Here is a 20855-nt window from a genome sequence, read left to right on the forward strand (position 1 = left end):
AGATAAGAGGAATGTTACATGATTCTGCTTATCAAATTTGAGGCAATTCTATTAGGAAAAGATATTATTCTGCATATTCGCCTTCTGGATACTTCAACCAAATGAATCCTTAATAGTAACCAAATTCAATGAAAAGACAATATTATCTATACATGATGCAGGTTTCGCTGCTTCTATTTTCCTGCTTATTTTTCTCTTGCGCCAAGTCGCTCAACCCAAGGAGTAATAAGGTAAAATACTCTCAGGAAATGGTGGAAAGAAGAGCATTAAAGAGTTTCTTTTCTAATCGCTCGGAGCAACAGTTAGCAAAGGCACATTGGGATTATGTTCCAGGTCTTGTCGCCTTTAGTGTTTTGAAGGCTTGGGAGCAATATCCTCAAAAGGAGGAGTATTACAAGGTGGTAAAAGCTTATGCCGATCATTGTCTTCAAGGGAAAGACACAATTGCGGTAGGAGCAAGCAATATCGACGACCTGGCAGCAGGAAAGATTTTTTTCACTCTTTATGAAAGGGAAATGAAAAAAGGAAATAAGGCTGATGCTGAGCGTTATAAAAACTGTGTTACTTTTCTAAGGAATAAATTGAAATATCAGCATAGCCGCATTGGTTCTGGCAAACCTGGTACCGGAGGTTTCTTTCATAAAGCGCAATATCCTAATCAAATGTGGTTAGACGGTCTTTATATGGGTCCAGCTATGTACGCCGGATGGCAGGGGACTTTTGGGACACAAGAAAGTCGCGAGGAGAATTACAAATCCTGGTCTGACATAGCAATGCAGTTCAAAATCCTCAACGAGCGGACTTATGATAAATCAAAACAGTTGAACTATCATGCATGGAGCGCAGACCCTCGGGACGAAAATTCTTTCTGGGCAAGAAAGGAAGGAGAATACAAGGGATGTTCTCCGGAATTTTGGGGTAGAGGAATGGGGTGGTTCTTCGCTGCATTGGTAGATGTTCTGGAGCTTATGCCTAAAGACCATCCAGATTATCAGGCCCTTGTTCAAATAACAAATCAGGTTGCTAAAGGGTTGGCCCGTCATCAGGATAAACGCAGCGGCAACTGGTATCAGTTACTGCAGTATGATGAACATAAAAGAGCCGATGACAAAGGTGATCTTATCAATGGCGAGGTTGTTAACAAGTGTGACAATAGTAACTATCTTGAGTCTTCAGCTTCGTCTATGTTCACGTATGCTTACCTGAAAGGTATCCGCTTAGGTGCTTTGGATAGAACGGAATTTATGCCTGTGGCAGAAAAGGCCTATAATGGCTTATTGACCAATTTTATCCGTGAAGGAGTTAATGGCGAATTAGACATCATTCAATCTTGCGCATCAGCAGGATTAGGCCCGGCCAAAGACAAATCGAGAACAGGAACTATCAATTACTATTTATGCGGAAAGGATGTTACTGTTACCCAGAATGAAGGAAAAGCTATCGGTCCGTTTATTTTAGCTAGCTTGGAATACGAGCGTAGGTAGAATGCTTTAGTCCTGACATTCAGCATACATTTCCCTACAATAAATCCAGAAATTAGGGGTTTATACTCTTAACTTGTTCACAAAATTCGGGTCTTATGAGAAATGCGTTAATGATGATCTTCACTTTCTTTGGATGCACAGCACTTGCTCAGGAAAAAACGTTAGACAAATTAGTTACAACTAAGCAGGAAACTGCGGAGGTGAAATTAGCCGGAGATGTTACTGTTTCTGCCAAGAAAAGTACTGAAATGGAGGGTGCTAAAACCTTAATCACGAAAGCAGAACGTCAAACCATCGGCCGCCTTAAGAACGTTTACAAAATAGATGAAGGAATCTTTCGATCTGAACAACCTGGGAGAAATGATTTTAGTGCTTTAGAAGAGATGGGGCTTACTGAAGTATTAAGCGTTCGTCGCTTTTGGAACGATGATAGGAAAACAAAACATACTGGCTTGAAAACTCATCATATATCTATGAAGGCTGGAGATATTGTTGAACACAAAGTAGTTAAAGCTTTGAAGGTTATCAGAGACAGAAAAGGACCTCTGTTGATTCACTGCTGGCATGGTGCCGATCGCACTGGAATGCTTGTGGCAATGTATCGCATGGTTTTTCAAAATTGGCCTAAAGAAGCAGCGATAGATGAAATGACAAAAGGAGATTTCGGTTTCCATTCTGTTTATGGCAATATCATAGATTTTATCAACGAGGCAGATATCCCGAAAATCAAAGAGAAGGTTCTAGGCAAAAATGCTAGTGAAGCAGTATTTGCTGCTGAATTTGAATAATTTACTACCAGGAACTAATAATACTTTTTCCTAATAATTTGTGTGGTACTACCGGCAAGCGAAGCTGATAGTACCACATTTTTGTTTAGCGCTGCTCCTCGCTTTTTAGGTAGTTTTTGATATAAAAGCGATACAACTGCAAGAGGATTACCACGGTATAGCATGCTAGTGTTAACCACAGTACAATCTGGGAATATGAAGAATGTGTAATAGATAAACCAACATATGTGATCATCCCGATTATTCTTAAAATTCCAATTAGTTGTTTCATTGTCGTTCTTGTTTATCTCCTTACTTTATATATGTCTTTATTTTTTCTTCAAGTTGTCCCTCTCCGTAACCTACCCATGATCCCAGTACTGTTCCTTCTGGCGAAATCATCACATAATGAGGGATTCCATTCACACCATATCTGGCGGCTATGCCTGCCATTCCTTTACCGTCATTCAAATTTTCCCAGGATACTTTATGCTGTTCAGAAGCCTTTTGCCAGTTGGCCTTTTTAACGTCTACAGATAAGCTTACTACAGTTAGTTTGTCCTTGTATTTTTCAGACACCTCCTTTAGTTCTGGCATAGCTGCGATACACGGGCCACAACCCATGCTCCAAAAGTCAAGTACCAAATATTTTCCTTTATAATCACTTAAAGATCTCTTTTGTCCAGCTAAATTTGAAAATATAGTGTCGGCCATGGGCTCCCCATTTTTAACCACCTTAGGAGGAAACAAATATGCTTCTATCTCATAACCCTTGTCGGTTTGTTTTTGATTAGGGCTTAGTCGTTTATATAATTCAATAGCAGGTCTTCTTAGAGCATTGTTTTGGTACCTTGCAGTCATTGCAACACCATGTAATTTATCTATCCAAATAGTTGTAACTGGAAGAGTTTGCAAAATTTTAATATCTTTTAGACAAACAAGATTGGATAGAGAATCCTCCATACGAATAATAGAATCTGCGCTGCGTTTGAATTTCTGTTTTTCATTCTCGTCCGAAGGTATTCCCTTGTTGTAAAGAATATTTCTTTTAATAGAAAGCTCCTGTAGTTGATCCAATTGTAACATGGAAGCTTTAGTGAAAAGACTTGCTTCTTTCTGTTCCTTCAAAGGGCTCTCTACCGTCCAGGTTCTAAGTAGTTTATTATTTCCGCTGATTTTTATGGTAATACCGGGGCCAGCCCATAGTTCTAACCATTGTGAAGGGAAGCCAGGGCCTCGTCCTAAAAGAATCAGCTTTGTCACTTGATCTACCGTTCCTCTAAATTTAAAAACACCAGCCCTTACTGTATCAGAAGCAATAGGTTTTAGAAGGTTTCCATCATCCTCGTTTAGTGTTATAGGAGTGCCATCTTCAAGCCCTTGCACGAATCCTTCAATCCAATACTGTTTCTGAGCTTTTGCTAACATTGACAACAACATAAAGGTTAGGGTAATTATGGGTTTCATAGCAGGAAAGTTTTATTTAAAGGTAAGAAAATAAATGTGTGGAAAAAGGAAAAGAATTTCTCGTTACAAAAAATGACTTTAATAGAGACCTTCAGATTTAAACGATTACTTTCAAGAATCCATTACTAGCTTAAATTATAATTGCTAAATTGACTTTTGAAATTATCCACAATAAACATTTATGAAAAATACTTTGTCACTTTTTTGCTTGCTTCTCGCTGCTTGTACCGGAACTCCAAATCGAAAGGCTGAAACAATTCGGGTTACCGGAGAGGGAAAGATCCGAGCAAAACCAGACCTTGTAATATTAACAATTCAAGTCGCATTTACTCAACTGAGAATGGCCGACGCGGTGAAGATGACCCAGAATACTGTTGATTCGGTTCTTAATATTCTTGAAAAATTTGGCACCAATGAGAATGATATAAAAACCAGTAGTATATCGGCTAATAAACATTATGAGTATAATGGAAGAGCCAATGTATTTACGGGTTATCAGGCAGAACAATCTATTGACTTCGTACTTCACGACATAAAAAAGTTCACAGTATTAACCGGAAAACTTTTGGAAACAAAGATCAGTAGTATTTCGAGAATCCAGTTTGACCATTCGAAATCTGACAGCTTGTTCCGGGAGGCCGATCTCCTGGCGTATGATGATGCTTTCCAGTCGGCCAAGAAGTTAAGTGACCGGGCAAACGTAAGTTTAGGTAAGCTTGTCTTCTTGAGCAATGCAGGAGGATCGGATACGAACGGAGATAACTACTACGGCTCTAATGAAGAGATTCAAACCTTTGCTAAAGGATATGGAGGGAACGGTTTTAAAATCTCACCAGAAGTGATGGAGTTTAAACGAACTGTTATCTCTGAGTACGAAATAGAATAGGTATACCAATAAACATCAGTTGGACCCTGGGTTGGCCTGGTACCGAAGGTGAGATAAAAAGTTCTGTAAGAGCAATTCGGATGAAGTTAACAAAAAAGCCAGTATCGAGACTTACAACTTCTTCAGAGCGATCTTCCTTAACTGGTTATTTTCCTCGTTCTGGGCAACTTTGGCAAGCTCTCTTTTATCAGTGAGCTTTTTGATCGCCATTTTCCTTAATTGGGTATTTTTCTCGTTTTCGGCTACATTTCCTAATTCACGCTGGTCTGTAAGTTTAGAGATAGCAAGTTGTCTTAATTGCCGGTCTTTTTCATGTTCAGCAACTTTGCCTAATTCCCTCTGGTTTGAAAGTCGCTCGATAGCAAGTTTCCTTAGTTGCTTGTTTTGCTCATGCTGTGCTACCTTACCTAACTCCCGTTGATTGGTCAGCCTTTCTATGGCTAACTTTCTCAATCTTACATTTTTCTCGTCCTCCGCAATGTCGCCAAGTTTGCGTTGACCGAGGCGCGTTTCTGATTTTTTGTAAGATGTTGATGCTAACTCTTGTTTAGATGAACATGCTTGTAAAGCTGTTACAAAAACTAGTAAGTAAATGAAGTTCCTCATGATTTGATTTTGCCTACTTTTCATTGGAGAGAATAAAGGTAATTAAGTTTAATCTCCGTATGCATTTAAAATACTTTTATTAAGTAGTGGACGTCTCAGTAGTTATAGGAATCGCGCGATCAGCACAATTTCTTTAACGTAACTATATATCCGTGCGGCTTAAAATTTCGTGGATCTTTGTATCTAACTCTTTAGTTGCGGCCTCAAGTAATCCTAATTCATCAGTTTTTCGAAGAGCGTTAGATTCTTTCATTAGCGACACTATTCCAAGGATTGAGGATACCGGACGTCGGAGCTCATGAGCTTGAATAAAAGCAATAGTATTTAGCGATTCACTTTTTTGGCGAGAAAGGTGTTCGTGCTTTACTTTTGAGGTTATATCTGAAAAATTAACTGATAATCCGAATATTTCCCCTTCTGTAGTAAATGCCGGTTCGATTTTAAGCAAGTACCAAAAATAACTGCCGCCAACCTCTAAATTGACTTCATCAAATACCGCCGTTCCTCCCAAGGCCTTTCTACAATCCATATAGAATTTACTGAAACTTTCCACAGGAAAATAATAGGTAATCGATCTTCCCTTTTCTGGTATTTCTCCATTAAGCTCCTTTACAAATCTTGCCCAAGTTTTATTAAATGCCAGAATCTCAAAGTCCCTTGATAAGAGTAAGTGATTATCAATAGAGCTTTCGAAAAAGGAGCGAAGTTCGTTTTCCTTCTTCTTTGCATCATCCAATTGTTCCCGGATCAGCTTCAAACTCTCGTCCAATTCAAGCAGGTAAACTACCTGCTTAGAAAGCATCTCTAAAGTCCGTTTCTGAAGGTCGCTTAATTCTCCCGGTGCCTGGTCAATTACACAAAGGCTTCCAAGATGGTATCCCTCCGAGGTGGTTAAAGGGCTTCCTGCATAAAAACGGATGTGAGGATTACCTGTTACCAAAGGATTCAAGGCAAACCGCTCATCCATTTGTGCATCTTTAACAACCATGAATGCTCCATTGTCAACCACATGAGTACAAAATGAATCTTGTCTTGAGGTTGTATCCGAATCGAAACCTTGTTTAAACCGGATATATTGAATATCCGTATCAATGAAGGTGATAAGAGCTGTAGGGGTCTTACAAACTTCTGCTGCAAGTTGAACAATCGTGTTAAGCTCACGCTCTACTTCGAATTCCCTATCAACAAACCGTTTTACCTGTTCTATTCTATTTTGCTCTTTTTCAGCCTGGATCATACCTCTGATATTTGATTTTCTATCGAATACCTTATACTATCTCTTAAATAAAAAAGTTTAAGATTGGTTTTGATATAGGTATTTTACTCTCAGTATTTGTGGCTGAAGTTTTTGCGAATTAAAAATATTGTTGAAAACGCTACAACAATTTATCTCGATGGTACCATAGACAGATGAATAAAGAAGCCTTTACCCTTTTCCCATTTAACAAGTCCCTCCTTTGCCAGATGAGTATAAGCCCTCATAGGGGTAGCTTTAGAAATGCTTAAGCTACGACTCAGTTCTACAATTGATGGAAGGGGCAAATGCGGCTCAAATTTCCCTTGTTTAATACCTTTTTTTAGTTGAACAGCCAATTGTTGATAAAGCGGCTTTGATGAAACCGAATCCAGTTTTAGCGACAGGCCTGACATAAGCTTTGATGAATAATTTAATAATTGATTATGTCCGAAGGTATGAAGGATAGGGAAATTTAACCCGTACTATACGTCCTGAATTTCCATCCTTAACGTTTCATTTTAGGAAAAAAAAGCGTTCCGGAGGCTTTTACACGCATATTTACTGGCGTATCTGGTCTTTTTGGTATTCGGAAGGGGATAATCCAAATTCCATTTTAAAGCACCTTCTGAAATGATCTGCATTGGCGAAGCCGACTAAAAAGGCTACCTCGTTTACATTAAATTTACGATCACTTAGTAATTGCTTTGCTCTTTTCAGTCTAATCTCTTTTATCAGATCAGCCACATTCAAACCACTAAGGGTTTTAATCTTTCTATACAACTGGGAGCGACTTATTCCAATGCTGTTACAAATAGTTTCAACATTTAATTCGGGGTCAGCAATACGTTCTTCAACTAGCTTGAGAAAGTTTTGGAGGAGCTTGTCGTCAGAGGAAACAGGAGCATCATTTGTTGGTTCTAAGGAGATCTGTTTCCTGTACTTCTCTTTTAAGTGTAGCCTCGACAGCAACAGGTTCTTTACGCGGGCCGTTAGATGTGCCAGGTTAAAAGGCTTGGTTATGTAATCATCGGCTCCTGTTTCATAACCTTCAATCTCACTTTCAATAGGTGTTTTGGCAGTAAGTAAGATTACCGGAACATGGGCTGTTTTGGGATTTGTTTTAATTCGTGCGCAAAACTCTTTTCCATCCATTTCAGGCATCATCACGTCTGAAATCACAAGGTCAGGAATATTTTTTTCTGCAAGTTCGAGCCCTTGTTTACCATTCGATGCTTCCTGTATATCGTAAAAGGGCTCGAAATGCTGACTAAGGTAATGTCGCAAGTCGGGACTATCATCAACGATCAGGAGTAACGGCCGGGCACCATTAATTAAAGCAGGATTTGAGTTACCAGGATCAAATAGGGAAGTAGTAAGGTCGCTGGGATATGTTTGTTGAGTTACCTGTACATTTTCTTCCCTTAGCTGTTCGTCATTAGCGGTTGCAGCAAGATTCATAGGAATAGCCACAGTAAATGTCGTCTTAAATAGCTCTTTATATTCTTTGGTTGAATCTATTGATCTTGAGCTTACTGTGATTGATCCACGATGTTGTTCAACTAGTCCCCGGGAATAGGCAAGACCAAGTCCCGTACCCCCTGTAATACTTGATTTACCTTGTTTAAATGGCTCAAAAATCACTTCCTTATCACTCTCTGGAATTTCTCTTCCTATATTTGACACAGCTATAATAACGAATTCTGTAGCATCCCTGATTTCTGATTGGAGATCTACTTCAATTATGGTATTTGATGCTCCGAACTTAATTGCGTTCGAAAGAAGATTGGAAAATATTTTTTCGATCTTATCCTCATCATAAATCAATACAATAGGGTTCTGAGGTGAGTTAAGCCTAATTGTCTTATTGTTTTCCTTCAAAAGTGGTTCAAAGGATATTATCAATTGCTTTATTAAGACCTCCAGATTATGCTGTTGCAGGTCAAGAGTCGTATTCCCTGTTTCCAACCGTCTGAAGTCTAGAAGTTGATTTACCATTCTTAGTAATCTCTCTGCATTGCTTCTCAATATCCGCAATTGTTCAGAAAAGGCAGCTGGGTCATGGACCAGGGTAGGTAGTTTTTCCAGTGGGGCAAGAATAAGTGTTAAGGGCGTTTTTACTTCATGCGAGACGTTTGTAAAGAACTGCAATTTTTGCTTCTCCAGTTCCTGCTCTTTGCTTTTCATCAACACCTGATTTTGTAAGGCATTGAAGCGAGAAGAATAGAGATGATAGATATAAATCAGTCCACCGGCAAGAAGAATATAGAAGAGGTAGGCGATGTTGCTTGCCCAAAAAGGTGGTTGTATAATGATTGAGAGTTGAACAGGCTTTTCATTCCAAATACCGTCACTATTGGATGACTTTACCTGAAAGGTATACGACCCCGGATCGAGATTTGAATAAGTAGCGACACGCCTTTTGGCATCAGTATAGGTCCAATCCTTGTCAAAACCATCTAGCTTATAAGCGTATTTGTTACCGTTAGGATTGGCATAATGCAGGCCTGCGAATTCAATAGAAAAGCTTTTGTCTTTATAGCCAAGTTGCAATTCTGCAGTAAGGTATAAAGGTTTTCTAAGAATCACCCGCCCGTTCACTTCCTGGTTTATTTCAATCGGATGTCCCAATATTTGCAGTTCTGTAAGAACTGTTCTTGGCAAGGTGCGATCAGTGCTGACTTTATCGGGATTGAAGTAATTTACACCGTTGTTAGATCCAAAATAAAGAATTCCCTCAGAGCTGTTTCTGAAGACAGCTTGCTCAGAAAAATCATTGCTCTGTAAACCATCCTGTATCGAATAGGTCCGAAATACCCCGGTTTTCTTCTCCAGCCTTGTAATCCCTTTCTTGTGGCTAATCCAAAGGCGTCCACTACTATCTTCGGTAATTGCCGCTATCAGAATTCCCTCTAATTCCGAGCCTTCAAAATATCGTGTGAATTTTTTCGAAGAGGGTGAATAGCGTTGTAAACCACCCCCGGTTCCTATCCATATTTCACCGTCCTTGTCCTCGTACAAGGAGTAAATATGATTATCTATAAGATCATTATTTTTGCTAAGAGATGCCAAAAAACGGTTTACCAGTTTTACCGTATCTCCAACAGGCTTTAAAACACTAATTCCACCAGTTTCTGTTCCTACCCATATTAAACCACTATTGTCTTGTAAGATGCACTTCGCGTCTCTTGTATTCAAGGTCTTTTTATGATGATATTTGATTAGAGTATCCCTTGAAACAATAAATTTGAAAATCCCCTCACGTCGCGTTGCTATCCAGATGTTACGGTCCTTGTCTTCAATAAGACCGAATACCGTATGTGTATATCTGTTAATACTTTCAAACCCACGAGTTTTGCCCGACCTTCCATCGTACTTTAACAAACCTTTTCTGCTTCCAATCCACACATCACCTCTACTATCACATAAAATAGATCTTACTTGGTTAAAGCTTAGTCCAATTTTGTCAGGCTTACCCAAGCTTAGTTGCCTTGTTCCTTTTGCACCAATGATAGTGATGCCTTTGTCGTAGGTTCCTACCCAAAGGTTTCCCTTTGAATCTTTGCCTATTGCAGTTACAACATTATCTGCAATGGAATTGGGATCTTGCGGATCGTGATAGTAATACTCGAAAGGTTTAGCCTTGATATTTGCTTTGCTTATACCCTTATTGAAAGTGCCAAGCCAAAGAATGTTGTTCCCTCCTTTATAAAGGTAAGATATGTTCAGGTCTCGAAGTGCCCAGGGATCCGTAGCATTAGTAAAATAGTATTTTTTCTGATTAGTCTTTGTATCGATCTGAACAAGATTTGTGTATTTCTCTAGTCTTAGAATATAATGCCCCAGGTTGTATTTGACCATTCTTCCATAAATTCTGCGGGAAAAGCTATTTACAAAGGCCTCGGGCAGTCTTTTGGTACTTATCCTGTCGAAGTTATCTTTCTCGTAATTATACCGGCAAAGCTCGTAACCTGCTTGCGTAGCCACCCAAATATTGCCTTTTGTGTCTTTAATTACGTTATCTATCTGGTTGCTATTGACACTATTTATATCGGCAGGATTAAAACGATAGATTTTAAACTGATAGCCATCGTAGCGACAAAGTCCATCAAGCGTTCCAAACCAGACGAAGCCATATTTATCCTCCGCAATTCCAAAAACTGTGTTTTGCGGCAGGCCTTCTTGCGTACTAATATTTTGAAATTTTAAATTAGGAAGTTGTGCGAAAAGCCCAACATTACTCAATATAAGCGCAATGAACAGAAACGGAAAATAGTGCCTCTTAAACCCCTTCATTGTAATATAATGGCCTTGAAGAATGAATTTTATTATTTCATTCTCAATTGTGATAGTATTTTCTCCTTTAATACATTTCAGACACTAAATATACTCTGTACTAATACTGTTTTCCAATTATTCTTTAAACATGTTTATAACCCAACGAGCTGCCCGTTATAAAGACAGCTCGTTGGGTTATAATTCGCTATGGCGTCCTCTAAGTTACTTCAGCCCAAAATCTTCCCACCTGTAAAATTGAAACGTTTTATCATCACTCATAGCCACAAACAATCCGTGTTTGAAATCTTCATTAAGCCGTACGGCCACAACATCCGATCCGTCGCTTGAAAGGGTAGATACCTTAATGGATTTTAATAACGTATGAGTATGCTTACCGCCACTACCTTCCCGGCTATAAACCTTGAATTCATTAGCGCTTTGATCTGATACCAGTATATAGCCTTTTCTTTTCGAGGTTTTATAAATACTGATACCTTCATTATCTTCCCGATATCCCTCAGTACCAAAAAGAGCAAGTTCCTCATTACCTTTGTTGGGGTCAGCAAAATACTTTCTAATACCGAACTGCTCGTCTGAATAGTATACATAGCCTAGTTCATTATCTACCGCAATAGCTTCTATTTCTTTTTTACCACTATATTTACCAAACTTTCGTACCAATATGGCTTTCACCTGTCCTTTGCCGTCGTCTTCCAGCAAGTATTGCCACAGATAGCCGTCTTTTGGCCCCGTCTTCCTACCAACAATCGCATAGATTTTACCAAAGGCATTTTTATATAGGGCAATACCCATAAGGTCTCTGTATTCTGGTTCGCTTTCATTAACAAAGACTGGTATGCCTCCGTTATCCACCGGCTGCATGTCGGGCAGAGAGAAGATGCGAAGATTATGGGTCATTCTTTCGGTCGCGACTGCTATATCTACCTTCCTGTTTCCAAGCTTTAAACCGTAAGCAATGTCGACGTTGTTAGGTCTTTTTAAACCTTTTACCGTTTTTTCCGGAACAATTTTACCCTTAAGATCAAACACATACAGGCCACCGTTTTCATTTTTATCGGTTCCTATTACCAGCGATTCGCCAGGCTTTTTTGAATTTACCCATATTGCCGGGTCGTCGGTATCGAACTCAACTGGTTCTGTTATATATAATGGCTTTATTACCTGGGATGATGTAGGGGGGCTAACAGGGCTCTGTCCAAGCTTTCCGTTTGAACAGGACGTGAAAAAAGCAAGAGTCAATGCAGCCGCTGATATTTTATATGGTTTTAAATCGAACATTCTTTAATGGATTATTCCTTGCTACTTTTCAAGTTTGAGGCTTACTTCTTCGGTTTCTATGTCATCGTATTCGCCCTTAAGGGTAAGAGTAAGGACTTTCCCTACCAATTTGAATGAGCCTTTGTAGCTAAACTCTTTTTCCTGGCCATTCTCCTGTTCCACTTCACCCTCAAGTTCAAGGTCGCCCTCCAGTTTATCATCTTCAATTTCCTCAAGGTCGGCCTCTATTTCAATTTCTTTATTTTTAATTTCTTTCTCGCCGCAATCGTCAACTTCTTCAGTTTCCTTTAGTACCACAACAGCTTTCAGCTCGCCGTATTCAAATTCGATCTCAATTTCCTTAACATCGTTTACTGATAGCTTGCGAATATCTTCGTTAACCAGCCCGAAAAGGCTTAGGAATTTTTGAAACTCTGCCGGGTCTTTAATGTCCAGCTCATATCCACCATAAATACCTTCATCATCCAGTACTTTATATTCAAAAGTATTAGAGGTATTAACCACTACTTTCTCATTTCCAGCCTTTAAACCGCTTAATTTGATTTCTAAGCCTCGTGAATTAGTGTTAAAAACTTTGTCGTCGAAAAGTTCCTCGTCTGTTTCAAACTCAACTTCTATTTCCTCTACTCCGGCGGGGAAGGTTACACTGCCTTTTCCCGTGTTCTTATCAAAAACAAGTTTAAGGTCAATATCCTGATCTTCAGAGGTTGTACAGTCGTCTATCTCATAAAAAGCTTTTGCATCCTTAATATAAGAGGAGAGGGTATTAAAACCCTTTAAGTCGGTAACCTCGAAAGATACAGTTACATCTTCTTTCAACGGAATTACTTTTCCGCCTAACTCTTCGCGATCGGGGTCTACACGGTCAGCCAAGGTTATTTTAAAGCTGAATTTATCTTCGTCTTCAAGACCTCCATCCCCCTCGTCCGAAAGTAAAAGGATCTGAGGAAAGTCGCCTTCCACAAGGGGACTAACAAGATTGTCGTTTTGTTTATCACAGGCTGAACATGCCAACAACATGGCGCATGCCAGATAATTGATCTTTTTCATTTTAAATTAATAGGATAGGGTTAGAAATTAAACTTCACGCCAAAACGCGACCAGTAGGAGTAGTATTCTCTTTGAATTAGTTGGGATTTATTCCCCTGATACATTTCAAATGGTGCATTGGTAAGGTTTAGGAATTCACCAAAAAGGCGTATTTGTCTGGTAAACGCATAACTCGCACTAGCATCCACTTGTATCCTGCTTTTTACATAGATATCTTCATTTTTTGTTCCGCCAACCTCCGACAACCTACTACCATTCAGGTTAATAGAAGCACGTAGGTTAAGCTTCTTTCGCTCGTATGCTAAAGATCCATTCCCTACACTTTCGGCTTGACCGGGTAGGCGTATTTCTTCTGTAACATTAGCCGATTCAGCATTAGCGCTGCGACTCTGAATAGTAGCTTTAGAGTTAGTATAGGTATAGTTCAGGTATACGCTGAAATCTTTTAATGCGGGAACAAAATTAAGCCTCCTTTGGAAAGCCAATTCAAATCCGGTAAGCTTGGCTTTGTTACCATTTTGCGCTTGTATAATATCAATTGCAGAGATCGATGGTGTTCCTGTTAGTGGATAGGGAGAATTGAACAATACTTTGCGATAAATAAAATCGTTTAACGACTTGTGGAATACCCCCGCTGATACTATCCCTACAGATCCAAAGTAGTGCTCAGCCATAAGATCATAATTAACTGCACCCACTGGTTTTAGTGCGGCATTACCAACATTTGCAATCCTATCTTCGCGGTTGATCTCCTGAGAAGGAATGATCTCAGAGAAATTAGGTCGGGCATATGACCAAGTAAGGGCAGCACGCAGGTTACTGAACTTATTTAACTCGTATTTCAAGTGAAACTGCGGAAGCAAGAAGTCATAATTGCTTTTTCCCGATACTGGTACGATATCCTCAAGATCGCCTGCCTCATCAATCAATACATCGCTTGAATTATATCTTACCCTGGTTTGTTCGTAACGAACACCGGCAAGTACCATCAGCTTTTTGATCTGCTGCCTTGCCATAAAATAGGCCGCCGTTACATCTTCTTCTGCAGAGAAAGCTTCCAGAGCTTCATCAATTGCCTTGTCTTCTATTTCAAGTTCAAAATTTGCCGGATTAGCATTGTAATAATTTATCAGGGAATTAATGGCAAGAGGACGTCCAAGATCGTATTTTCCTGAAAGAAACTCGTCTTTAACCGGATCTCCAGTAAATGCATCAAGATTAGGAACTCCCCCCAAATTGCCAAAGGTATTTTGTTTGATCCTATAACTTTTTGATTTTGACCTGATCTTGGCTCCAAACTTAATTAGTCCTGTACTTTCATTCAACTTGTAGGGGAGGCCGAAGTTAAATTTTGCAGTAAGATTTTTATCCTTTGCAAGGGTATTTCCGAAGCCGATCTCGTCAAATTCGTAGGATGAATTATCTGTATAGTTTGCCGCAACAATACTGGGATACCTGGGATTTGTAAAGCTTAAGTTGCTTGGGATACCAGCCACAAAAGATGCTTCGTTGTCGTAAGGGGTATGTTGTTCACCATAGCTGTATTGTGCCTCATAGTCCAAAAAGAAACGGCTGAAAGTATGCTTAGCACCTGCATTTAGTGAGGCAACAGATTGAGCTTCAAAACGATCTTTTGTAAGCTTTTCAATTTCCTCATCTTCAGGAATGAACACATATCTTCTACGCCACTCCCTGTCAGTAAAGCGAGAATAAAGCGATTTGAAATATATTTCATGTTTGTTATTGAATTTATAGTCGAGCGTAGAGCTTAAACCCAGCCGGGTACGCGTCAATTCATAATCTCTTAGCTCCACCTCGTTATCTGCAATTGCCCTCTCTACGTTGTCTGAACCAAGGTCGTTATGATAATAATTACCATTCACCATTACACCGAACTTCTGATTCTTTCCAAGACGCTGCCCGTACTGTAATTGCCCCTGCAGGTTACCTTTTTGCATCAGGTTATTATACCCACTACCTATCGAACCTACTATTTCTGGTTTGCTTGTTTGTGCAGAGCGGGTAATAAGGTTGATTGAGCCTCCTATGGCATCTCCGTCCATATCCGGTGTTAAGGCTTTTGATACCTCTACCGAAGCTAATTGGTCTGAAGGGATCGCATCCAAAGCAACGAAGCGAACATCGGCCTCAGGAGAAGGAATTTGTTCCCCGTTGATACTGGTATTAGTGAATTGAGGTGCCAGACCGCGAACAGCAACGTAGCGGCCTTCCCCCTGATCTCTTTCGAGTGTTATTCCAGGAACACGTTGTAGAGCTTCAGCTGCATTAGGATCAGGGAAACGCCCAATCTGATCTGCAGCTACAATATTTTTAATGTTGTCGGCATTTTTTTGTTGGTTGAGGGCCTTTGCTTGTCCTTGTGTGTACCCATTCACAGCCACGTTTCTTAATTGATGCTGTAGATTGGCCAGGGAGATATTAACTACCTTAACTTCCTTATCCTTCAATTGAACCTGGATAGTCGTGTCACGGTACCCAAGATAGCGAATAGATAAGCTAACGGTTCCGGAAGTGGTGAACAGTTCATATTCTCCACGAAGGTTACTAGTTGTTCCCTGATTGCTGCCACTAAGCACAACAGTAGCACCAGCAAGGGGATGCATACTTTCGCGTTCTGTTATTCTTCCTTTAACTACGCCACGTTGGGCCATTGCCAAAGAACCCAGCATTAAGATTGGAACAGAAATTAAAAATGATTTGAAGTACATATGATTTTAATTGTGCAGCAAAGATTAGGTAGCTCTATTTTCCTGGCAATTTTCAGGCGTTACAAAAAGGAAACAAGGCCTCGAAGTGCGTTAACAGGAAGGCAACAAACACGTGTTTTTGTCTTTCTTTCTATTGAAAGACAGAGTGTTATGGTGTTTTCTTTTGCCATTATCCTTTTGTTAACCATGTGTTAGCTTTAATGTTTAGAGGTTCTGAAGGAAGGCACTTAGGTTTTCTCCTTCCTCAAGGTTTAACTTTTTCCGCAAACGGTAACGAGCAATTCTAAGGCTGTCTTGCGATATTCCAAGCATTGTTGCAATGTCTGCAGAGTTAAGATTCATTTTAAGAAGGGCCACCAAACGATAATCAGAGGATGTAAGAGCGTTGGAATGTTTTTTTAGCCGATCGAAGAAGTTCTCATGTACACGCTCGAAAACGATCCTGAAATCTTCCCAGTTCTTATCCTGGTTGTTATTCTGGTTAATCAGATTGATCACCTGTTTTAATTCTTTGCGTTGATCCCTCTTGTCATCCTTGATCATCGCGTTAAGTTTGTCCTTTAACTCATCAAGCAGTTGGTTCTTTTTAATAAGGTGCAGCGTGTGACTGGTAAGTTCTTTGCTCTTTAGTTCCAACTCGCCTTTAAGACTTTCTTCCTTAAGGTGCTTACTTCGAAGATCAAACTCAAGCGACTTCTTCTGACTTTCGTATAACACCCGGTTCTGTTCATTAAGTTGTTGTTCATTTTTAATCTTCAGTCGCTGCCTGCTAATCACACTTATACCAAGGCAAACTAATAATATGGAGATCAGGATAGTGGAAAAGATGATAAGGAGGTTCAGTTGCTTGTCGTTCTGGAATTGTGCTATTGCATTGTCCTTCTGTTCTATTTCGAATAAGGTCTGAAGAACCATCTGTTGATTTTTATTGTCCTCTGAAAAAATCGTTTGGTATATCTCTCTTCCCGCGTCACTATAATAATAGGCGCTATCATTCCTACCCATTAGGTTGTAGGTTTTTGAAAGATCTCGATAAGCGCTTGCCAACTGATAGTGTTCTTTCATCCTTGTAGCTAGATCTGCAGCTTTGTGGGTGTAAAGTAAGGCCTGACGGTAATCGGCGCTTTTACGGTAAACGTCACCCAGGTTATTCAAAACCTCTATCTGGGCCATTTTATCACCTTGATTACTGTTATATAGCAAAGCGAGCTTAAAATGCTTCAGGGCCGAATCGAGTCGCATTTTATCCTCGTAGAGACTCCCTATATTTTCGTGTATCTTGGCAATTCCAGCCTGTGCCTGTGCTTTCTTATATTGTTCTAAGGCCTTGTTTTGAAAATCAAATGCCCTATTATGATCCCCGCTTTTCTCATATGCTTGTCCAATAAGACCCATAGATTCAGCAATTCCTATCTTATCCCTGATCCGGTTATAAATATCGAGAGCCTCTTTGAATATCTTTAATGCTACATCGTATTGGTGGGTGTAATAATAGGTGTTACCGATCTTATTGAGATTCTCTGCAGTTTCCCGGTCATATTTTTTCTTTCTAAAAAGAGCGTCGGCTTTGTAATAGTTATCCAGCGCCTGGGAAAATGCGGCTTGATGGTAAAAGATTTCGCCGATTTGCCTGTAGCACGCCCCGACGGTGTAAGTGTCGTCTTTGTTCAAAGCCTCCTGTAACAGACTTTTAATTTTAAGGTATGCAACATCAGGACTCTGATTGATCAGCATCTGAGTTTGTTGAAGTTTCTTGTCATACCGTCCTTGCCCGAAGACCAAGGATGCCGGCAGCAAGCAAAATGCAATAAGATAGAAAATGGATTTGTTAAGGCGACTTAAACTCATTGTGAATGCTTCATCATGGAAGCACAAAAGTATAGCCTGGAGGTTAAATAAAGATTATGCTAGTGTTAGCTGGTGTTTATTCAAAACAAGGGATTCTATAATCTGTATTAAGAAGAAGGGCAGTGGGGATAAATAATCACGTAACTTAAAACGCTACTATGGTTGAATTATTGATGGATTTTCCAGATCATGTAGCTGCTTACAGAGCAGTAGGATCAGTTAGTAAAGAAGAGTACGAAAGCATAGTGATGTCACGCGTTAATGAGGTGGCCGAAAAATATGGAAAGTTAAATTTCATAGTGCTTCTTGAAACCGATATGGACAACTACAGTATTGGTGCATTTCTAGAGTACCTTAAGATTAGCTTTCAACACTTTAGTAAGTGGAAGAGGATGGCAATTGTTAGCGACGAAAAATGGCTTAGGACTGCTTATGAAACTTTAAGCCTTCTTGTTCCTGGAGTTATTAAAAGTTATCCTTTGTCTGAATTTGATAAGGCAAAAGAATGGGTTTCTGGTCCGGCGGAGGTTTAACTTCTCTGCTTCGTAGTTTCCATAAAGAAATACTGTAAACCACATGTGCCAGCACAAGGTGCAGGTAGAAAGCCCTCTTGTTAATTTTTGGTCGATAACATGCTGCACGGAAAGATAACTCCCAAATTATAGAACCAGTAATTCCGCCGAATACACCAAAGGCAGCAGCATGCACGTAATTTGCTTTTGTGTCCTTATGTTTTAGAACGTAAAGCTGAATTGGCGACCACACGGCTCCCATGGTATAATGAATTAGCCACCCATCTGCTGTTAGCCTTTGCTGGCGCTTATCCTTCACCACCAAATGGTCTACAATTCCAGCCAGCAACTCTGGTTCCCGGTAGTTTTCCTTTTTCAGAGATGAAATAAGGTAACTAAAAGCAGTCATTATAGATGTTGCGACTGTACTGGTTAATAAGGTCCTTCTAATTTTCATCTGCCTCCTTATTCAATCGTTCTTTTTTGCGTTCCTCTCGTTTTTCCTTCCGTTCTTTCCTGCGAGTCTCCTTATCCTCACGATCCGGCCCGGCTATTGCTTTTGCAGCCTTAAGCAGTATGTTTTTGTCTGCACCTTTATCTTTCTGGTATACGCCCATCATCGCCGAAGACAACCCATCAACAGTAGCATCAAACTGAATTTTGAAGAACGATTGCCAGGCTTCACGCTTCACGTTAACAATCCCTTTTTTAAACTCTCCATTTTTTCGGGGATTATCGTTAGGTAGTACGGCATTAGACACAAAGGATAGAAAGCCTTTTTTATCAAGAGTATCCTTACCTCTGTCCTTTTCTAAAAAAGCAATCTTCATATCCGAATAATAAAAGTTAACTACCCCAGTGCCTGTGTACTCATTCATTTTAAGGTAAGTCTCCAGTTTATCAATACGACCTTTTCGTACCTCTATTTTACCTAGAGGTCTAGACAAGATGTTAAAAGCCCTGGCATCCATTGGGCCAAGAATTGAATAGGATGTGAAGCCCGCAGCAGGGTCTTTTAAATTAAATGTATACCATGATTCCATCACCCCCGCATTCATAACTTTCATTTTAGAATGTACTTGTATTGTTGGTTTTCGTTCTTTAGTCAGGCTGTGGTTGGTTAGATTATCTATTTCTGTAGTTGCTTGAGTTAAAGCCAGCGTCGAAACACTGTCTGTTTCCCGGGCAAGGATCCTGTAATAAATATCTCCCTTTATTATCTTCGTTTTACGGAAAGTAAGATCAAATGCAATAGTCTGGAACTTCTCCTGAGGATAGGCGTTTCGTCTGTTCTTTTCTTTCAGCGGGTAGTTATAATTGGAATAAATCTCCATCCATGACTTTGCTATGGTTTGCTTGTCAACAAACAATTGTTGTGTTTTGATGAACTGATCTACATCAATTCCGGTCCATGTAATTCTATCAAATTCCCAATGATAGCGATCTTTTGCAAAACCTGCTACTCTATGGAAGCTCGCCTTACTGTATCGTGGCATAACTGAAACATGGCCAATGAGTAGAGTTTTATTTGCGGGAAGCAAGGATACATTGTGTGAAATGATGTTGTAAAATTTGTCGGGCGTGGTCAAACGGAAATAGTCCATTGTTATATTCGTCCTTCCTTTTCCAATATCGTTTTTGGCCGGGCTGGTCTTCATGCCATTTATCACTATATCCATGTTTCTCAAATAATCCGTTGTGCCTCTGTTGCGATTATTGTATTTAAAGTCCAGGCTGCTGATCGTCATGTTTTTGACAGCCATCCTATTAAAAATCAGGCGGAAGGCCTTGTATAAAGCTGATGGATCGGAGGGTTTATTATTATAGGAACGAATCCTATTGTTTATTATAACCGATGGATTTCGGGCATAAATACTGTTTACTGCAAAATGGCGTCCTTTATCTGTTTCAGTAAACCCAATTCCTTTTAGTCGCATTTCAGGTACTACCACGCTTGAGACATTATTAGGGGCTTTTTTTTGAGCAATAAGGCGCTTGAGCACCTTTTGATCTGGGATGAGTCTTAGATCCTTAAGGTCGACATACCCAGAATCCATATTTATTTTGAACGTGGTGTAACTAATCCTGTAAAGACTGTCGCTTGCTTCTACCACCATATCCTTGATCTTATCTTCTAAAGCTTCCTTAATTCTCGGCGAAGTTTTTTCGATAAGTCTCTGTTTTATTTTTTTTGCAATGGGGACATCCTGATTATCAGTAGAAAAGAAAAGCCATAGAGCTACAGCAAGAAGCCCGGCAAGTATTGCTCCAATTCCCAGGCCCATCCACAGCTTTTCACTTTTTGTTTTCATAGTTATCGAGTGTCAAAACTCCTTGTTCAATACACCACCTAATACTCTTTTATTGAATAACTCTACCTTAAATATATCCAGCTGCGGCTTTTACACTGCTTCAACATAAAGGGATAACCATCTTTCGATAAAGAATGAGTTAAATCAAGCAAGCCTGCTTTTGGTATAGTTTTCATAGATAAAGTGTTTGCCTTATAACTCGCTTATTCTCATGTAGTTTAAGAAAGTCTTGAAATAGGTATTTATCCGGAAATTAAAGGAAGCATTAGTTTCTGTTCCTGCTAAGGTATAAAGGAAAGGGTTAGGGAGGAGACTCTATTAGCTTTATGAATAAACTCCAACAGATAAAGAGAGGAAATCACTAAAAGCCCCCGGGCACCGGG

At 39.7% G+C, this 20855-nt stretch carries 15 protein-coding genes; 4 read left to right on the forward strand and 11 right to left on the reverse strand.

Going from position 1 to position 20855, the window contains the following annotated elements; all coding sequences use genetic code 11:
• Positions 1-128 precede the first annotated feature (128 nt).
• Both J4N25_RS13105 and J4N25_RS13110 read left to right on the forward strand, forming a co-directional pair.
• Positions 129-1484 (forward strand): glycoside hydrolase family 88/105 protein, encoded by a 1356-nt coding sequence (locus J4N25_RS13105; RefSeq protein WP_207420096.1) that lies wholly within the window; start codon positions 129-131, stop codon positions 1482-1484.
• Positions 1485-1579: 95 nt separating this feature from the next.
• Positions 1580-2272 carry a tyrosine-protein phosphatase gene (locus tag J4N25_RS13110; RefSeq protein ID WP_207420097.1) on the forward strand — a complete coding sequence of 231 codons (693 nt, stop codon included), beginning with the start codon at positions 1580-1582 and terminating at the stop codon, positions 2270-2272.
• A gap of 291 nt (positions 2273-2563) precedes the next feature.
• Here the strand turns inward: J4N25_RS13110 and J4N25_RS13115 are convergent, their stop codons facing one another.
• The gene (locus J4N25_RS13115; protein WP_207420098.1) at positions 2564-3718 is read right to left on the reverse strand and encodes a TlpA disulfide reductase family protein; all 1155 of its coding nucleotides are present in this window, start codon (positions 3716-3718) and stop codon (positions 2564-2566) included.
• Positions 3719-3899: 181 nt separating this feature from the next.
• Between J4N25_RS13115 and J4N25_RS13120 the strand changes: the two genes are divergently transcribed.
• Positions 3900-4604 (forward strand): SIMPL domain-containing protein, encoded by a 705-nt coding sequence (locus tag J4N25_RS13120; protein ID WP_207420099.1) that lies wholly within the window; start codon positions 3900-3902, stop codon positions 4602-4604.
• Between the two features lie 111 nt (positions 4605-4715).
• Here the strand turns inward: J4N25_RS13120 and J4N25_RS13125 are convergent, their stop codons facing one another.
• The 8 genes from J4N25_RS13125 to J4N25_RS13160 all read right to left on the reverse strand — a co-directional run bounded on the left by J4N25_RS13125 (position 4716) and on the right by J4N25_RS13160 (position 17648).
• Entirely contained in the window at positions 4716-5234 is a 519-nt protein-coding gene (locus tag J4N25_RS13125; RefSeq protein ID WP_207420100.1) for a hypothetical protein, read from the reverse strand.
• A 118-nt stretch (positions 5235-5352) separates the two neighbouring features.
• The gene (locus J4N25_RS13130; protein ID WP_207420101.1) at positions 5353-6447 is read right to left on the reverse strand and encodes a GAF domain-containing protein; all 1095 of its coding nucleotides are present in this window, start codon (positions 6445-6447) and stop codon (positions 5353-5355) included.
• A 149-nt stretch (positions 6448-6596) separates the two neighbouring features.
• Positions 6597-6860: a GntR family transcriptional regulator gene (locus J4N25_RS13135; RefSeq protein ID WP_207420102.1), complete on the reverse strand. Its 264-nt coding sequence runs from the start codon at positions 6858-6860 to the stop codon at positions 6597-6599.
• A 145-nt stretch (positions 6861-7005) separates the two neighbouring features.
• The gene (locus J4N25_RS13140; RefSeq protein ID WP_207420103.1) at positions 7006-10740 is read right to left on the reverse strand and encodes a hybrid sensor histidine kinase/response regulator transcription factor; all 3735 of its coding nucleotides are present in this window, start codon (positions 10738-10740) and stop codon (positions 7006-7008) included.
• 204 nt (positions 10741-10944) lie between these two features.
• Positions 10945-12021 carry a phytase gene (locus tag J4N25_RS13145; protein WP_207420104.1) on the reverse strand — a complete coding sequence of 359 codons (1077 nt, stop codon included), beginning with the start codon at positions 12019-12021 and terminating at the stop codon, positions 10945-10947.
• Between the two features lie 21 nt (positions 12022-12042).
• The gene (locus J4N25_RS13150; protein ID WP_207420105.1) at positions 12043-13071 is read right to left on the reverse strand and encodes a hypothetical protein; all 1029 of its coding nucleotides are present in this window, start codon (positions 13069-13071) and stop codon (positions 12043-12045) included.
• A 20-nt stretch (positions 13072-13091) separates the two neighbouring features.
• Positions 13092-15800, reverse strand: a complete 2709-nt coding sequence (locus J4N25_RS13155; RefSeq protein ID WP_207420106.1) for a TonB-dependent receptor — start codon at positions 15798-15800, stop codon at positions 13092-13094.
• Between the two features lie 204 nt (positions 15801-16004).
• On the reverse strand, positions 16005-17648 hold the full coding sequence (locus J4N25_RS13160; RefSeq protein WP_207420107.1) for a tetratricopeptide repeat protein: 1644 nt from the start codon (positions 17646-17648) through the stop codon (positions 16005-16007).
• Between the two features lie 158 nt (positions 17649-17806).
• On the opposite strand from J4N25_RS13160, the gene J4N25_RS13165 reads away from it, so the two are divergent.
• Positions 17807-18181 carry a SpoIIAA family protein gene (locus J4N25_RS13165; protein WP_207420108.1) on the forward strand — a complete coding sequence of 125 codons (375 nt, stop codon included), beginning with the start codon at positions 17807-17809 and terminating at the stop codon, positions 18179-18181.
• Here the strand turns inward: J4N25_RS13165 and J4N25_RS13170 are convergent.
• Positions 18114-18617: a hypothetical protein gene (locus J4N25_RS13170; protein ID WP_207420109.1), complete on the reverse strand. Its 504-nt coding sequence runs from the start codon at positions 18615-18617 to the stop codon at positions 18114-18116. The two genes, J4N25_RS13165 and J4N25_RS13170, sit on opposite strands and share 68 nt — an antisense overlap.
• Positions 18607-20472: a hypothetical protein gene (locus J4N25_RS13175; RefSeq protein WP_207420110.1), complete on the reverse strand. Its 1866-nt coding sequence runs from the start codon at positions 20470-20472 to the stop codon at positions 18607-18609. The genes J4N25_RS13170 and J4N25_RS13175 overlap by 11 nt, the downstream gene beginning before the upstream one ends.
• Positions 20473-20855 lie beyond the last annotated feature (383 nt).

The sequence above is a fragment of the Desertivirga brevis genome, from assembly GCF_017355835.1.

Excerpts from the sequence above, each read along its gene's own strand:
- J4N25_RS13105 (WP_207420096.1), top strand. The coding sequence starts at position 129 with ATGAAAAGACAATATTATCTATACATGATGCAGGTTTCGCTGCTTCTA.
- J4N25_RS13110 (WP_207420097.1), top strand. The coding sequence starts at position 1,580 with ATGAGAAATGCGTTAATGATGATCTTCACTTTCTTTGGATGCACAGCA.
- J4N25_RS13115 (WP_207420098.1), bottom strand. The coding sequence starts at position 3,718 with ATGAAACCCATAATTACCCTAACCTTTATGTTGTTGTCAATGTTAGCA.
- J4N25_RS13120 (WP_207420099.1), top strand. The coding sequence starts at position 3,900 with ATGAAAAATACTTTGTCACTTTTTTGCTTGCTTCTCGCTGCTTGTACC.
- J4N25_RS13125 (WP_207420100.1), bottom strand. The coding sequence starts at position 5,234 with ATGAAAAGTAGGCAAAATCAAATCATGAGGAACTTCATTTACTTACTA.
- J4N25_RS13130 (WP_207420101.1), bottom strand. The coding sequence starts at position 6,447 with ATGATCCAGGCTGAAAAAGAGCAAAATAGAATAGAACAGGTAAAACGG.
- J4N25_RS13135 (WP_207420102.1), bottom strand. The coding sequence starts at position 6,860 with ATGTCAGGCCTGTCGCTAAAACTGGATTCGGTTTCATCAAAGCCGCTT.
- J4N25_RS13140 (WP_207420103.1), bottom strand. The coding sequence starts at position 10,740 with ATGAAGGGGTTTAAGAGGCACTATTTTCCGTTTCTGTTCATTGCGCTT.
- J4N25_RS13145 (WP_207420104.1), bottom strand. The coding sequence starts at position 12,021 with ATGTTCGATTTAAAACCATATAAAATATCAGCGGCTGCATTGACTCTT.
- J4N25_RS13150 (WP_207420105.1), bottom strand. The coding sequence starts at position 13,071 with ATGAAAAAGATCAATTATCTGGCATGCGCCATGTTGTTGGCATGTTCA.
- J4N25_RS13155 (WP_207420106.1), bottom strand. The coding sequence starts at position 15,800 with ATGTACTTCAAATCATTTTTAATTTCTGTTCCAATCTTAATGCTGGGT.
- J4N25_RS13160 (WP_207420107.1), bottom strand. The coding sequence starts at position 17,648 with ATGAGTTTAAGTCGCCTTAACAAATCCATTTTCTATCTTATTGCATTT.
- J4N25_RS13165 (WP_207420108.1), top strand. The coding sequence starts at position 17,807 with ATGGTTGAATTATTGATGGATTTTCCAGATCATGTAGCTGCTTACAGA.
- J4N25_RS13170 (WP_207420109.1), bottom strand. The coding sequence starts at position 18,617 with ATGAAAATTAGAAGGACCTTATTAACCAGTACAGTCGCAACATCTATA.
- J4N25_RS13175 (WP_207420110.1), bottom strand. The coding sequence starts at position 20,472 with ATGAAAACAAAAAGTGAAAAGCTGTGGATGGGCCTGGGAATTGGAGCA.